At 60.0% G+C, this 14,585-nt stretch carries 13 protein-coding genes; 8 read left to right on the forward strand and 5 right to left on the reverse strand.

Translation table 11 applies throughout. The annotated features are described in order from the left end of the window. Positions 1 to 217 precede the first annotated feature (217 nt). The 7 genes from CQ009_RS02410 to CQ009_RS02445 all read left to right on the forward strand — a co-directional run bounded on the left by CQ009_RS02410 (position 218) and on the right by CQ009_RS02445 (position 8,223). Positions 218 to 1,876, forward strand: coding sequence for a Na/Pi cotransporter family protein (locus CQ009_RS02410; RefSeq protein ID WP_064389713.1), 1,659 nt, complete (start codon positions 218 to 220; stop codon positions 1,874 to 1,876). A 169-nt stretch (positions 1,877 to 2,045) separates the two neighbouring features. Beyond that, on the forward strand, positions 2,046 to 3,437 hold the full coding sequence (locus CQ009_RS02415; protein ID WP_105704768.1) for a pitrilysin family protein: 1,392 nt from the start codon (positions 2,046 to 2,048) through the stop codon (positions 3,435 to 3,437). 191 nt (positions 3,438 to 3,628) lie between these two features. Next, positions 3,629 to 4,657, forward strand: a complete 1,029-nt coding sequence (locus CQ009_RS02425; protein ID WP_105704769.1) for a DUF5924 family protein — start codon at positions 3,629 to 3,631, stop codon at positions 4,655 to 4,657. A 54-nt stretch (positions 4,658 to 4,711) separates the two neighbouring features. Then, positions 4,712 to 5,860, forward strand: coding sequence for an ABC transporter permease (locus CQ009_RS02430; RefSeq protein WP_064389716.1), 1,149 nt, complete (start codon positions 4,712 to 4,714; stop codon positions 5,858 to 5,860). After that, positions 5,857 to 6,660, forward strand: a complete 804-nt coding sequence (locus CQ009_RS02435; protein WP_007911797.1) for an ABC transporter ATP-binding protein — start codon at positions 5,857 to 5,859, stop codon at positions 6,658 to 6,660. Before CQ009_RS02430 ends, CQ009_RS02435 begins: the two co-directional genes overlap by 4 nt. Position 6,661: 1 nt before the next feature. After that, positions 6,662 to 7,600 (forward strand): MlaD family protein, encoded by a 939-nt coding sequence (locus CQ009_RS02440; protein WP_105704770.1) that lies wholly within the window; start codon positions 6,662 to 6,664, stop codon positions 7,598 to 7,600. Beyond that, positions 7,597 to 8,223, forward strand: coding sequence for an ABC-type transport auxiliary lipoprotein family protein (locus tag CQ009_RS02445; RefSeq protein ID WP_105704771.1), 627 nt, complete (start codon positions 7,597 to 7,599; stop codon positions 8,221 to 8,223). Before CQ009_RS02440 ends, CQ009_RS02445 begins: the two co-directional genes overlap by 4 nt. 121 nt (positions 8,224 to 8,344) lie before the next feature. On the opposite strand, the gene CQ009_RS02450 is transcribed toward CQ009_RS02445, so the two are convergent. The 5 genes from CQ009_RS02450 to CQ009_RS02470 form a co-directional block, all read right to left on the reverse strand. After that, positions 8,345 to 9,574, reverse strand: a complete 1,230-nt coding sequence (locus CQ009_RS02450; protein ID WP_007911793.1) for a nucleoside recognition domain-containing protein — start codon at positions 9,572 to 9,574, stop codon at positions 8,345 to 8,347. Between the two features lie 198 nt (positions 9,575 to 9,772). Beyond that, positions 9,773 to 11,104: a glutamate/aspartate:proton symporter GltP gene (gltP, locus tag CQ009_RS02455; protein ID WP_064389719.1), complete on the reverse strand. Its 1,332-nt coding sequence runs from the start codon at positions 11,102 to 11,104 to the stop codon at positions 9,773 to 9,775. 708 nt (positions 11,105 to 11,812) lie between these two features. Beyond that, positions 11,813 to 12,277: an inhibitor of vertebrate lysozyme family protein gene (locus tag CQ009_RS02460; protein WP_064389721.1), complete on the reverse strand. Its 465-nt coding sequence runs from the start codon at positions 12,275 to 12,277 to the stop codon at positions 11,813 to 11,815. A gap of 2 nt (positions 12,278 to 12,279) precedes the next feature. Next, positions 12,280 to 12,444: a DUF1328 domain-containing protein gene (locus tag CQ009_RS02465; RefSeq protein ID WP_003177151.1), complete on the reverse strand. Its 165-nt coding sequence runs from the start codon at positions 12,442 to 12,444 to the stop codon at positions 12,280 to 12,282. Positions 12,445 to 12,517: 73 nt separating this feature from the next. After that, positions 12,518 to 12,802, reverse strand: a complete 285-nt coding sequence (locus CQ009_RS02470) for a hypothetical protein (RefSeq protein WP_064389722.1) — start codon at positions 12,800 to 12,802, stop codon at positions 12,518 to 12,520. Between the two features lie 427 nt (positions 12,803 to 13,229). On the opposite strand from CQ009_RS02470, the gene algB reads away from it, so the two are divergent. Then, positions 13,230 to 14,576, forward strand: a complete 1,347-nt coding sequence (gene algB, locus CQ009_RS02475) for a sigma-54-dependent response regulator transcription factor AlgB (RefSeq protein ID WP_064389723.1) — start codon at positions 13,230 to 13,232, stop codon at positions 14,574 to 14,576. Positions 14,577 to 14,585: the final 9 nt, after the last annotated feature.

Below are 14,585 nucleotides of genomic sequence, written 5' to 3' on the forward strand. Positions count from 1 at the left end.
TCATCGCTGGCAAGCCAGCTCCAACAGGGATTTGTGGTGATTGTGGAAGGGGGTGGATGAAGTGCTTTTCATGACACTTTTGTTTCAATCCACACTTTAGCTGTGCAATGCTGGCGCCCAGTCCGTTAGCCAACTACAGCTTAAGTATCAAAAACGTAGAAACCGCGCGGTACCGTCCACTTGCCCCTCTGGGGCGCTGCTATTACAGGGGGTTTGCATGCTCACCCTGCTCAATCTGCTTTCCGCCGTGGCCTTGCTGATATGGGGCACGCACATCGTTCGAACCGGCATCCTGCGGGTTTACGGCACCAATCTGCGCCATGTGATCGGCCAGAACATGTCCAAGCGCTGGCTCGCGTTCGTTGCCGGCATCGTCGTCACCGCGATGGTGCAGAGCAGCAACGCCACGGCCATGCTTGTCACTTCCTTCGTCGGCCAGGGCCTGATGGCGCTGACGCCGGCGCTGGCGACCATGCTTGGCGCCGACGTCGGTACGGCGCTGATGGCGCGGGTGCTGACGTTTGACTTGTCGTGGCTGTCGCCGCTACTGATTTTCCTTGGGGTGATTTTCTTTCTGTCGCGCAAACAGACGCGGCTCGGGCAGATGGGCCGGGTCTCCATCGGGCTCGGGCTGATCATTCTCGCGCTGCAATTGATCGTCGAGGCCGCTGCGCCGATCACCCACGCACAAGGGGTGAAGGTGATTTTCGCCTCGCTGACCGGCGACATCCTCCTCGATGCCTTGGTCGGCGCGTTGTTCGCGATGATTTCCTACTCCAGCCTCGCCGCCGTGCTGCTCACCGCGACCCTCGCCGGCGCCAGTGTGATCAGCCTGCCGGTGGCGATCGGTCTGGTGATTGGCGCCAACATCGGCAGCGGCATTCTTGCGTTCATGAGTACCAGCATGCAGAACGCTGCCGGCCGGCAAGTGGCGCTGGGCAGTCTGTTGTACAAACTGATCGGCCTGCTGCTGATCATTCCGGTGCTCGACCCGCTGGTGCACTGGATCGACAGCCTCGATTTCAGCCCGCAGGAAATGGTCATCGGCTTCCACCTGCTCTACAACACTGCACGCTGCCTGATCCTGCTGCCAAGCGTTGGGCCGATGGCGCGGCTGTGTGCGTGGCTGCTGCCGGAACGCCCGGAGGCCAATGGCACCGCCAAGCCACGGCATCTCGACGCCACCGCGCTGGTCACGCCGAGTCTGGCACTGGCCAACGCCGCGCGGGAAACCCTGCGCATGGGCGATCTGCTGGAAAACATGCTCGACGCCACCCTCGATGTGTTGCGCGGCAAGCAGACCGCCGTCACTCAGGAAATACGTCGGCTGACTGACGACGTCGAAGCGCTGTACAGCGCGATCAAACTGTATCTTGCGCAGATGCCCCGCGAGGATCTCGGCGAGCAGGACAGTCGGCGCTGGGCCGAGATCATCGAGCTGGCGATCAACCTCAAATTGGCCGCAGACCTGATCGAACGCATGCTGCGCAAGATCCAGCAGCAGAAAACCTCGCAGCGCCGCTCGTTTTCCGAGGAAGGCCTGGAGGATCTGGCCGGACTGCAGCAGCAATTGATTTCCAATCTGCGTTTAGGTCTATCCGTATTCCTGAGCGGCGACCGGGAAAGCGCTCGGCAGTTGCTGCGTGAGAAACGCCGTTTTCGCGCACAGGAGCGGCGTCTGGCCCATGCGCATGTCAGCCGTTTGCAACGCAAGATCGTGCAGAGTATCGAGACCAGTTCGCTGCATCTGGAGTTGATTGCCGACATGAAGCGGCTCAATTCGCTGTTTTGCGGCAGTGCCTATGTGGTGCTGGAAACGGCGGACACCGGCGCGCTGCCGGCGGACGATATTGCCGACATTACGCATTCGCCTTGAACGTTTTACGGCTGGGTTTAGTCAGTTACTTTGATTCAGCCTTCAGGCCGCTATCGCGAGCAGGCTCACTCCTACAGGGGGACGCATTCCAAATGTAGGAGTGAGCCTGCTCGCGATGGGGCCCTGACTGACGACACGGATCTCCAAATCAGCCGTATGGAAGCCTGTTATGCGTTGCCTGTTGTTCGCCTGTCTGTTGCTCGGTTCCCTGCCCGCCTTTGCCCTGGATCGCTTTCAGGTCGAAGGCTATGCGCTGCCCAACGGTTTGCAGTTGCTGCTCAAACCCGGCACCGAGCGTGGGCATGTGGCGATCCGCTTGGTGGTCGGCGTTGGCCTCGACGATTTCGATTGCGATGACAAAGAGCTGCCGCACCTGCTCGAACATCTGCTGTTCAGCGGCATCGACGCGACCGGCGAAGGTGGTCTGGAAGAACGCATGCAAGCGTTGGGCGGCGACTGGAATGCCTTTACCAGTAACGCCGATACCACCTTCGTTATCGAAGCCCCGGCGAAAAACCAGCGCAAGGTCCTCGACCTGCTGCTCGATCTGCTTACGCAAACCCGCATCGACGACAACGCAATCAACGCCGCCAAACGTGTAGTCGAGCGTGAGGACGGCGGCCATTACACGCGTCTGCAGCGCTTTCTTGACCGCCAGGATCTCGGCCACACCGCGAGCAATCAGCTCGCCGTCGAACTTGGCCTGAAATGCCCGCAACGCGCCGAGGTCGGCCACCTGACCCAGGAGCAACTGGAGAAGGTGCGCAAGGCCTGGTACGCGCCGAACAACATGACCCTGATCGTCGTCGGTGAGCTCGACAAACTGCTGCCGGCCTATCTGGAACGCACCTGGGGCGCCCTCGAAGCGGTCGACCCGAGCGAACATCGGCCACTGCCGGACATCCGCACCAGCGCCGCCCATGAACGCACCCTCACCCGTGGTTTCATCGGCGACAGCGCCAAGCTGCACTGGCTGGTGCCGGAACCGGTGATCGATGATCAATACGACCAGACCTTCGACATCCTCAAGGATTACCTCGACTGGGCGCTGTATCGACAGATTCGCCTCAATCACGGTTTGTCCTACGGGCCGTGGGCCGAGCGCGAAGTGTTTGGCGGCGTCGGCTTCATGAGTCTGAACGCCGATCTGGATCGCGATGACGTCGACGAGGCGATCCAGGTGCTGGAAGACCTCAAGGCCGATCTGCTGAAAAACGGCCTCGATCCGGACACCTTTGCGCGGATCAAACAGGCTTCCATCGCCCATCAGGCCTGGGCGGTCCAGGGCAACAGCGCGCTGGCGGATTATTACTGGAGCGCCCTCGGTGATTACCAGGACGGCCGTTTTGCCAACCCGGCGCGTGAGCTGCAAGGAGTGACCCTGGAAGCAGCGAACAAGGCCATGCGCGAGTTGCTGTTGCAGCCGGGGTATCTGCGGATCGAGAAGCCGTTGATCAGTGATGATCAGGTGTTGTGGTTGAGTGCGGGTGGCGTTGGTTTGTTGCTGCTGATCCTGATCGGCTGGCGTTTGCACCACCGCCGCCGGCGGGCCGAACACTAACCCTGTAGGAGTGAGCCTGCTCGCGATAGCGGTCCTTCAGTCACCATTTCTTCGGCTGATACACCGCTATCGCGAGCAGGCTCACTCCTACAAGGGAATGCGTTGGTTTTAAGTGACCGGCAGCCTCGCCACAGCGCCCGGCGGGCGCTACTCTGTCGAGGTTTTTTCCTATCCAGTTGTGAACCGCCCAAATGCCGAAAATACAGCTCCTGATCCAGCGCATTCTCGAACTGATGAAGCGCTATCCCGGGGTCATTGCGCTCGGCGGTTTCATCTCCGGGGTCGGCAGTTTCATCATGGTCGACCGTCAGCAAGGGCTGGCGAGCTGGATCACCGTGATCATGCTGCTCAGCTGGATCTGGCTGATGCTGGAAAACACCCTCACCGGTCTCTTCACCCGCGTGTTCAAACGCGAGATTCCCCAGCCGCTGCTGCGTTACGCGACGCAGATGATCCATCAGGAAAGCCTGTTTTTCGTTCTGCCGTTCTTCTTCATCACCACGACGTGGAACAGCGGTCAGTTGTTCTTCACCGGCCTGCTCAGCGTCGCGGCACTGATTTCCATCGTCGATCCGCTCTATTACAAATGGCTGGCGCCCCGGCGCTGGGCGTTTCTCGCGTTGCACACGCTGACCCTGTTCGCCGCCCTGCTCACCGCGTTGCCGGTGATCATGCACCTGACCACCGCGCAGAGCTTCAAGTGGGCGCTGGGCATTGCCGTGCTGTTGTCGTTCCCGAGTCTGGCGTCGATCTTCCCGATCCGCACGCTGCGCAACGCGCTGGCGATTCTGTGCATCACCGTCGGCATTGGTGGCGTCGGCTGGGCGCTGCGTTCGTGGGTGCCACCGGCGACGTTGTGGATGACCGACGTCGCAATCAGCACGCAAATGCAGGATCGCACGCCCGGCGCCAGTCTCGACACGGTCAGCGCCGAGCAGATTCGTGGCGATGGCCTGTATGCCTACACCGCGATCAATGCGCCGCGCGGGCTGGATGAGCGGATTTATCACGTCTGGCAATTCAACGGCAAAGAGGTCGACCGCATCGCCCTCGATATCCACGGCGGGCGCAAGGAAGGCTACCGGGCGTGGACGCACAAGCAGAACTTCCCCGGTAACCCGGCGGGCAAATGGCAGGTGCGCGTGCTGACCGAGGATGGCCAGGTGATCGGCGTGCTGCGCTTTGAAATCACGGACAGCACAGCGATCAAAGAAAAGTAATCCGGTTCGTGCTATTACCTATCCCAGCGTAATCAGCCGAAAAGCACGGAGCTTATGACCAGCAGCTCGATCAGCGGTAATGCCCAACTGGACACGACGATCAGCCCTGCCCGCTTGCGGGTCACGGGGGACTGGACGCTTGCCCATTACGCCGAGCTCAAGACCCTGAGCGAGAAGCTTCGCGGCCAGTACGACACCAATACTCAAATTGACCTCAACAGCCTCGGCGCCCTCGACACTGCTGGCGCGTCGTTGCTGGTCGAACTGCTCGGCTCCGAACGTCTCGGTAAATCTGCCGAGCATCCTGATTGCACGATTTCCACCGCCGACCGTGCGCTGCTGCAAACCGTGTACTGCTCGATGAGCGATTTCTGCGTGCCGATCAAGGAGCCGGAAATCAGCGTCAGCGTGCAGTTGCTCACGCGCATCGGTCGCGCCGTCGATACCATCTGGCAAGACACCCTGCAGTTGCTCGGCTTCGTCGGCCTGATTCTGGAAACCATCGCTCGCAACCTGTTCCGGCCCAAGCGCTGGCGCATCACGCCGATGATCGCGCACATCGAACAGACCGGCCTAGACGCCGCCCCCATCGTGGCGTTACTGACCTTTCTGGTGGGCGCGGTGGTGGCGTTTCTCGGCGCGACGGTGCTGGCCAGTTTCGGCGCGACGATTTTTACCGTGGACCTGGTGGGCTTCTCGTTCCTGCGCGAATTCGGCGTGCTGCTCACGGCGATCCTGATGGCCGGGCGCACCGCCAGTGCCTTCACCGCGCAGATTGGCTCGATGAAAGCCAACGAAGAAATCGACGCGATCCGCACCCTCGGCCTCGACCCGATGGAGTTGCTGGTGGTGCCGCGCGTACTGGCGATGCTGGTGGCGCTGCCGATGCTGACGTTTCTGGCGATGCTCTGCGGGATCATTGGTGGCGGCGTGGTTTGCGCGGTGTCGCTGGATATCTCGCCGGCGATGTTCCTGACGCTGTTGCAGTCGGACATCGGCGTGCAGCACTTTCTGGTCGGCTTGGTGAAGGCGCCGATCTTCGCCTTCATCATTGCCGCGATTGGTTGCCTGGAAGGCTTCAAGGTCAGCGGCAGTGCGGAGTCGGTCGGCGCCCACACCACGTCGGCCGTGGTGCAGTCGATTTTCGTGGTGATCGTGCTCGATGCGGTGGCCGCGCTGTTCTTCATGGAGATGGGCTGGTGAGTCGTCTACCCCGCGCGCCCTCGGAGGCGGTGATCGAGGTTCGTGGCCTGTGCAATCGCTTCGGCAGCCAGAGCGTGCACGAGAACCTCGATCTGGATTTGTACAAAGGCGAGATTCTTGCCGTGGTCGGTGGCTCCGGCAGCGGCAAATCGGTGCTGCTGCGCAGCATTGTCGGTTTGCGCCGGCCCAGCGAAGGTATGGTCAAAGTGTTCGGCAAAAACCTGCCGAGCCTGTCCGAGCATGAGCGCTCGCTGGTCGAACGCCGCTTTGGCGTGCTGTTCCAGAAAGGCGCACTGTTCTCGTCGCTGACGGTGACCGAGAACGTCGCCCTGCCCCTCATCGAACACGCCGGCCTCAGCCGCAACGACGCCGAGCACTTGGCGGCGGTGAAGCTGGCGCTGGCCGGGCTGCCGTTGTCAGCGGCGGACAAATACCCGGCGTCGCTGTCCGGCGGCATGATCAAGCGCGCCGCGCTGGCCCGGGCCCTGGCGCTGGATCCGGACATTCTGTTTCTCGACGAACCCACCGCCGGTCTCGATCCGATTGGCGCGGCGCAGTTCGATCAATTGATCCTGACCCTGCGCGATGCCCTCGGCCTCAGTGTGTTTCTGGTGACCCACGACCTCGACACGCTCTACACCATCACCGACCGTGTGGCGGTGCTGGCGCAGAAGAAGGTGCTGGTCGCAGGACCCATCGACGTCGTTTCGGAAACCGATGACGCGTGGATTCACGAATACTTCCACGGCCCGCGCGGCCGCTCGGCGCTGGACGCCGCCAAATTGCTCAACGAGGTCTGACATGGAAACCCGAGCGCATCATGTATTGATCGGCCTGTTCACCGTGATTGTGGTGGCAGGTGCCCTGCTCTTCGGTCTGTTCCTCGCCAAGTCCAGCGTCGACACCGAGTTCAAGGATTACGAAGTCGTCTTCAACGAGGCCGTCAGCGGTCTGTCCAAGGGCAGTTCGGTGCAGTACAGCGGGATCAAGGTCGGCGATGTGATCAGCCTGCGCCTTGATCCGAAAGACCCACGGCGGGTGCTGGCGCGGATTCGTCTGGCCGGTGACACCCCGGTCAAGGAAGACACCCAGGCGAAACTGGCGCTGGCCGGGATCACTGGCACGTCGATCATCCAGCTCAGCGGTGGCACGCCGCAGAGCCCGAAACTGAGTGGTCATGACGGCAAGCTGCCGCTGATCGTCGCCTCGCCCTCGCCTATCTCGCGCCTGCTCAATGACAGCAACGATTTGATGACCGGCATCAGCGCGCTGCTGCATAACGCCAATCAGATGTTCTCCCCGGAAAACGTCGAACGTGTGAGCAAAACCCTCGCGCATCTGGAGCAAACCACCGGCACCATCAACGATCAACGCGGCGACATCAAACAGGCCATGCAGCAATTGGCGACGGTCGGCAAGCAGGCCGGCAGCATGCTCGAACAAACTTCGCTGCTGATGCGCAACGCCAACGGCTTGCTCAACGATCAGGGCAAGCAAGCGCTGGGCAGCGCCGAGCAGGCGATGAAGTCGCTGGAGCAAAGCACCGCGACGATCAGCACCCTGCTCAACAAAAACGAAAACTCCCTCGACAATGGCATGCAGGGCCTCAACGGCCTGGCACCGGCGATCCGCGAATTGCGCGAGACGCTAACCTCGCTGCGCGCCATCTCGCAACGCCTTGAGGCCAACCCCAGCGGCTACCTGCTGGGCCGCGACAAGAACAAGGAGTTCACGCCATGAAGCTGACTCGCCTCGCCCTTTTCGCTGCTGGCATTTCGCTGATCAGCGCGTGTTCGATTCTGCCCCAGGCCGAGCCGTCGGACGTGTATCGCTTGCCGGCCGCACAGGCGCCCGCCTCGGCCAGTTCGGCAGCAACGCAGCATTGGTCGCTGCGACTGAACAAGTTGCAGGCCAGTGAAGCGTTGAACCGGCCGACGATTGCGGTGATTCCGCAGGGCGATGTGATCAGCAGCTACAAGGGCTCGCGCTGGAGCGATCCGGCGCCGGTGCTGGTGCGCAATCGCTTGCTCGACGGCTTTGCGCGTGATGGCCGGGTTACGTTGCTCAGTACCGATGACAGCAACTTTGCGGCGGATCTGGAATTGGGCGGGAATTTGCAGGCGTTTCAGACCGAGTATCAGGGCGCGCAGGCCAGCGTTGTGGTGCGGGTTGATGCGTTATTGGTGCGCGGCTATGACCAGCGCATTCTGGCCAGTCGCCGGTTTGAAGAGCGCCAGCCGCTGAGTGATGTGCAGGTGCCGGCGGTGGTGGCCGGGTTTGGCCAGGCCAGTGATCGACTGACCGCGAAAGTCGTCGCCTGGGCCGTCGACCAGGGCCAGAAACTGGCCCCGCCAAAACCCTAAGCCCAACACACAACCCCTGTAGGAGTGAGCCTGCTCGCGATAGCGGTGTATCAATAGCCATCAACGGTGACTGATACACCGCTATCGCGAGCAGGCTCACTCCTACAGTTTGGAATTGTGGTTAGCCGAAGAACCAGTAGCAGACGAAAATGGCGCCAACGACCCCGGCAAACTCCGCCAACAACGCACACCCCACCGCATGCCGCGCCCGCTGAATCCCCACCGCGCCGAAATACACCGCCAGCACATAGAACGTGGTCTCGGTACTGCCCTGAATCGTCGCCGCGACCAGCGCCGGGAAGCTGTCGACCCCCGAGGTCTTCATCGTCTCGATCAACATCGCCCGCGCTGCACTGCCAGAGAACGGTTTGACCATCGCCGTCGGCAACGCATCGACAAACCGCGTGTCCCAACCGGCCCACTCGACCAGATGACGAATGCCGTCGAGCCCGAAGTCCAGCGCACCGGAGGCGCGCAACACGCCCACCGCGCAGAGCATCGCCACCAGATACGGCAGCAGATTCTTTGCGACATCGAAGCCTTCTTTGGCGCCTTCAACGAACGCCTCGTAGACCTTCACTTTCTTTAACGCGCCGATCAGCAAGAACAGCATGATCAACCCGAACAGCGTGAGATTGCCGAGGATCGACGACAGTCCCGCCAAAGCCGTCGCCGAAAGGGTGCCCAGCAGCGCCATGAAGCCGCCGAGAATCAGCGCGCCGGGAATCAGATACGCCAACACCACCGGATCCCAGATCCGCAGACGCTGCATGAACGCCACTGAGAGGAAGCCGACAATCGTCGAGCAACTGGTCGCCAGCAGGATTGGCAGAAACACCAGTGTCGGGTCCGGCGCGCCTTGCTGGGCGCGGTACATGAAGATCGTCACCGGCAGCAGGGTCAGGGAGGAGGCGTTGAGCACCAGGAAGAGGATTTGCGCATTACTGGCGATGGTGGCACTGGGATTGAGCTCCTGCAGCGCCTTCATGGCTTTCAGGCCGATGGGCGTGGCCGCGTTGTCGAGGCCCAGACCGTTGGCAGCGAAGTTCAACGTGATCAGGCCGAGGGCAGGGTGACCGGCCGGGACTTCCGGCATCAGCCGCAGAAACAGCGGGCCGAGGACTTTCGCCAACCACTCTACGATCCCGGCTTTTTCGGCAATGCGCAGAAAGCCCAGCCACAGGGTGAGGGTGCCGAACAGCAGCACCATGACTTCGACCGAAAGCTTGGCCATGGCGAAAATGCTTTCCACCATCGCCGCGAAGATCCCGGCGTTGCCGCCGATCAGCCACTGCGCCAGCGCCGACACGGCTGCGACGATAAAGAAGCCAAGCCACAGGCCATTAAGCATCAGTCAAATCCCCCGAAGAATGCCGCGAATGATAGCGGGGTCGCCAGAAACGACAAACCCCGGATTTCTCCGGGGTTCGTATGGCTGACTCGGTCCTCTGTAGGAGTGAGCCTGCTCGCGATGAGGGCGGCACATTCAACATCTCTGTTGTTTGGTACACCGCCATCGCGAGCAGGCTCACTCCTACAGGGTTTTGTGTCAGTTCTTGGAGATTTCGCCCGCTGGCAGTTTTTCCTTGCTGCGCCAGTGCGGCAGGGAGTTCCAGTAGCGCTCGCCCTTGGCATCGTCGTACATGCCTTCCCAGCGCGAGATAACCAGTACAGCCAGGGCGTTACCGATCACGTTCAGTGCGGTACGGGCCATGTCCATGACGCGGTCGACACCGGCGATGAAGGCCAGACCTTCCAGCGGGATACCGACGCTGCCCAGGGTGGCCAGCAGCACCACGAAGGACACGCCCGGGACACCGGCGATGCCTTTGGAGGTCACCATCAAGGTCAGCACCAGCAGCAGTTGTTGGCTGATCGACAGGTCGATGCCGTACAGCTGGGCAATGAAGATTGCCGCGATCGACTGATACAGGGTCGAACCGTCGAGGTTGAACGAGTAACCGGTCGGCACCACGAAGCTGCAGATCGCTTTCGGTGCGCCGTAGGCTTCCATCTTCTCGATCACGCGCGGCAGCACGGTTTCCGAAGATGCGGTGGAGTAGGCCAGCACCAGCTCATCCTTGAAGATGCGCATCAGCTTGAACACCGAGAAACCGAACATCTTGGCGATCAGGCCCAGCACTACGAAGGCGAAGAAGGCGATGGCGAAGTAAACCAGGATCACCAGTTTGGCCAGCGGCAGCAGGGAAGCGAAACCGAAGTTGGCCACGGTCACCGCGATCAGTGCGAATACGCCGATCGGGGCGTAGTTCATGATCATGTGGGTGACTTTGAACATGCTTTCCGAGACGCCCTGGAACATCTTCACCAGCGGCTCGCGCAGGTCCGACTGCAGGCTCGACAGACCGAGACCGAACAGCACGGAGAAGAAGATGATCGGCAGCATTTCGCCGCGGGCCATGGCCGCGAAGATGTTCGACGGGATCAGGTTGAGGATGGTCTCGATGAACGCGTGTTCATGCTGTACTTCGGCGGCAGTGGCCTGGTACTTGGAGATGTCCACTGTGCCGAGGGTGCTCATGTCGATGCCGGCACCCGGATGGAACAGGTTGGCCAGCAACAGGCCGACAACGATGGCGATGGTGGTGACGATTTCGAAATAGATGATCGTCTTCAGGCCGATGCGCCCAAGCTTCTTCGCGTCGCCGACGCCGGCGATGCCGACGATCAGGGACGAGATGACGATCGGGATCACGATCATCTTGATCAGACGGATAAAGATATCGCCTGCTGGTTGCAGGACGTTGCTGATCCACCAGGCCTTCTCGGCACTGAAGTGGTTGAGCAACGCACCGATTGCAATACCCAGAACCAGACCGATGAGGATCTGCCAGGCGAGGCTAATTTTTGCCTTCTTCATTATCTTTACCCTTACTTGCGTTTGACTCAGGCACATGCAGGAACTGGAACGCTTTTTAGCGGAAAAGTCTGTGCATCTGCCTCCGTATAAGGTGCCCCGAAGCGCGTGTTTACGGCTCTTCGGCAGGCGAAAAAAGGCGCAACTATTCCGATGCAAGGTTGCGACGTCTAATGCCGTAAACGCCTACCCTATGCCGAATCGGCATGAGCTTTTTTAATTGAAACTGGCGTCCCAACCGGTTCGATTGTGACATTTCGGCCGGCATAAGTGCCGTGAACCGGCCATCACAGCGGAGGTTGGTTGTTTTTTGAGCAAGGAAAATTCATCAAAAACGTTAGGAAAAAGCCTACGTAGGAAGACTAGAAGTCCCACTGTTTAAGTGGACTCTTTGTCGATATACGGTCGCCATGAAACACCGCGTAATGTTTTTGCGCGCAGTGTCAGCGATAAAAAGGATGAGCTGGACGCTCTGGATCAATGTTTTGCTCGATTGAAAGCTCAGCGCAAGTCCGTCGATCGATGCTGGATCGGCGAACCTGCGGCGCAGCTTTTTAATTGCCCTGACCCGGCCCTTGCGCAGGCACTCCCTGTACCCGTAGGTCACTCCGACCCTGCAACAGTCAGAACGTCCCGACCCCTTGGTCATGCGCCGGCCTTCCTCAGGTGGGCGCAATGGAAGGCAGCAGGGCTGCTGCCTTCATGTTCAGATCAGTACCAGTTCGGATCTTTCTTGAGGGTTTCCATCAGAAGATCCTGCATGCCCTGGTCGGGTTTGCCGAGGAAGCGGTAGGTGGCATGTCGCGTGGGCGACTTGTCGGCCGGCAGTCCTTCGGGGACATCGACGAGCATGGCGTATGCGTCTTTCTTGTCGAAACTGAAGGCGACGATCAAGCGGTGGTTCAGGCACTTGTCTGCAGATTCGCAGAGCGGGCCAACCAGATACTGGTCGCCATCTTCAGTCACGGCATTCATCTGTTGGTCAGGCGTGCCGGACAGGTTCATCACCCATTCCGGCAGGCGCTCTTCCTTCTTCACCACGCCTTCCCAGGTTTGCCGATACTGCGGGTCAGAACTCAGCAGTTCGTTGACCCGCGCCTGGCCATCGTTGGCCGCCATCGCCATGGCACTACCGCCCAGAAGCAGGGCGGCTGCCAGTGTCTTTAAAACAGTCATCGTTAACCTCGGCCGCGACGGCCAAAGAAGAAGGAAGCGATGAACATCACCAGGAACACGACAAAGAGAATCTTGGCGATACCCGTGGCGGTGCCCGCGATACCACCGAAGCCCAGTACTGCAGCGATGATGGCAATGATCAAGAATGTAATTGCCCAGCTCAACATGGTGATTCTCCTTACTTCTCTATTTAGGGGTGTTGCGTGTCCCGGCGCGTAGCGCCCGAATTCATTCAATTGGTCAGAAAACCCAACGCTCTTCGCGTGGCATTTGATCCAGTGGCTGCGCTTGATCGACATCCATCATGCGCATCGAGGCGCTCTCGGCCTGACTGCTGCTGACGGCACTGAAGTGCGTTTGCGTGTTGTGCTGGATCGAAATCAGCGGCTCAACCTTCTGGCTGTTTTCCCAGCTCAGGTATTGCTGACAGGCGATCAGGGTGATCAACAGCGCCAATACGCCAAACAGACCTTGCTGGATATGCAGTGGCGAGATACGCACTTGGGCGGCACGTGGGCGAGTCATCCTGGGTTCCTCACTCTTATTCGGTTGGGGCAGTTCATGTCTGCCCGGGCTGTAAGAGATATTGCAGCCTGCATGCCAGTTTTTTGTTTGAAAAAAAACCAATAAAATCAATATGTTACAAGTGTGAGGAAAAGCGTTCGCGACGCATCCTGCACGATGGCTCATCTGGCATCGTGCGCAATGCACGATTTTTTCGTAGGAGAATTCATTCTTATGGAATTGAGAGCAGGGCGCAGATGTCAGAAAAGGACGCAGGTAATGCCCTGCAAACCGGTGACTGTTTAAATAATCAACAAAATCAATGTATTGGCCGTAACGGCAGGAGAGAGCTACCCTCCTATGGCTGGCATCGTTCAGAATCAACCATGCAACTTGCCCGATTTTTCCGGGACTAACCCAAGACCAATCACTATGGAGCGTAGGAAAAATGGAATCTGCCACTGAGCATCAAGGCCGCATTCTGCTGGTGGACGACGAATCCGCCATCCTGCGTACGTTCCGTTATTGCCTCGAAGATGAGGGCTATACGGTCGCCACAGCGAACAGCGCGGCTCAGGCCGACGCCCTGCTGCAGCGTCAGGTCTTTGACCTGTGCTTCCTGGATTTGCGCTTGGGCGAGGACAACGGTCTCGACGTACTGGCGCAAATGCGCATTCAGGCGCCATGGATGCGCGTAGTGATCGTCACCGCGCATTCGGCTGTCGATACGGCCGTTGATGCGATTCAGGCCGGCGCCGCCGATTATCTGGTCAAGCCGTGCAGCCCGGATCAGTTGCGTCTGGCCACCGCCAAACAACTTGAAGTGCGCCAACTGTCGGCGCGCCTCGAAGCCCTTGAAGGCGAGATCCGCAAGCCGAAAGACGGTCTCGACTCTCACAGCCCGGCGATGAAAGTCGTACTGGAGACGGCCCGCCAGGTCGCGAGCACCGATGCCAACATTCTTATCCTTGGCGAGTCCGGCACCGGTAAAGGTGAGCTGGCCCGAGCGATTCACGGCTGGAGCAAGCGCGAGAAAAAATCCTGCGTAACCATCAATTGCCCGTCGTTGACGGCGGAATTGATGGAAAGCGAGCTGTTCGGTCACAGCCGTGGCGCGTTCACCGGCGCTAGCGAAAGTACGCTGGGTCGAGTCAATCAGGCCGACGGCGGTACGCTGTTTCTCGACGAGATCGGCGATTTTCCCCTGACATTACAACCCAAGTTGCTGCGTTTCATTCAGGACAAGGAATACGAGCGGGTAGGGGATCCGGTCACCCGCCGCGCCGATGTGCGCATCCTTGCTGCAACCAACCTCAATCTGGAAGACATGGTGCGTGACGGCCGCTTCCGTGAAGACCTGCTCTATCGCCTCAACGTGATCACCCTTCACCTGCCGCCCCTGCGCGAGCGCGCCGAGGACATTCTCACGCTGGCCGACCGCTTCCTCGCCCGTTTCGTCAAAGAGTACGCACGTCCGGCGCGGGGTTTCAGCGACGAGGCTCGCGAGGCGCTGCTCGGTTACCGCTGGCCAGGCAACATTCGTGAGTTGCGCAACGTGGTTGAGCGGGCGAGCATCATCTGCCCGCAAGAACGCGTCGAGATCACCCACTTGGGCATGGCCGAGCAACCGGCCAACAATGCGCCAAGAGTCGGTGCGGCATTGAGTCTCGACGAATTGGAGAAAGCCCATATCGGCGCGGTTCTCGCCACTGCCGGCACGCTGGATCAAGCGGCAAAAACCCTGGGCATCGACGCCTCGACCCTGTATCGCAAGCGCAAGCAGTACAACCTGTGAGTACCGGGC

The organism is Pseudomonas sp. MYb2, assembly GCF_002979955.1.
Taxonomy (GTDB): domain Bacteria; phylum Pseudomonadota; class Gammaproteobacteria; order Pseudomonadales; family Pseudomonadaceae; genus Aquipseudomonas.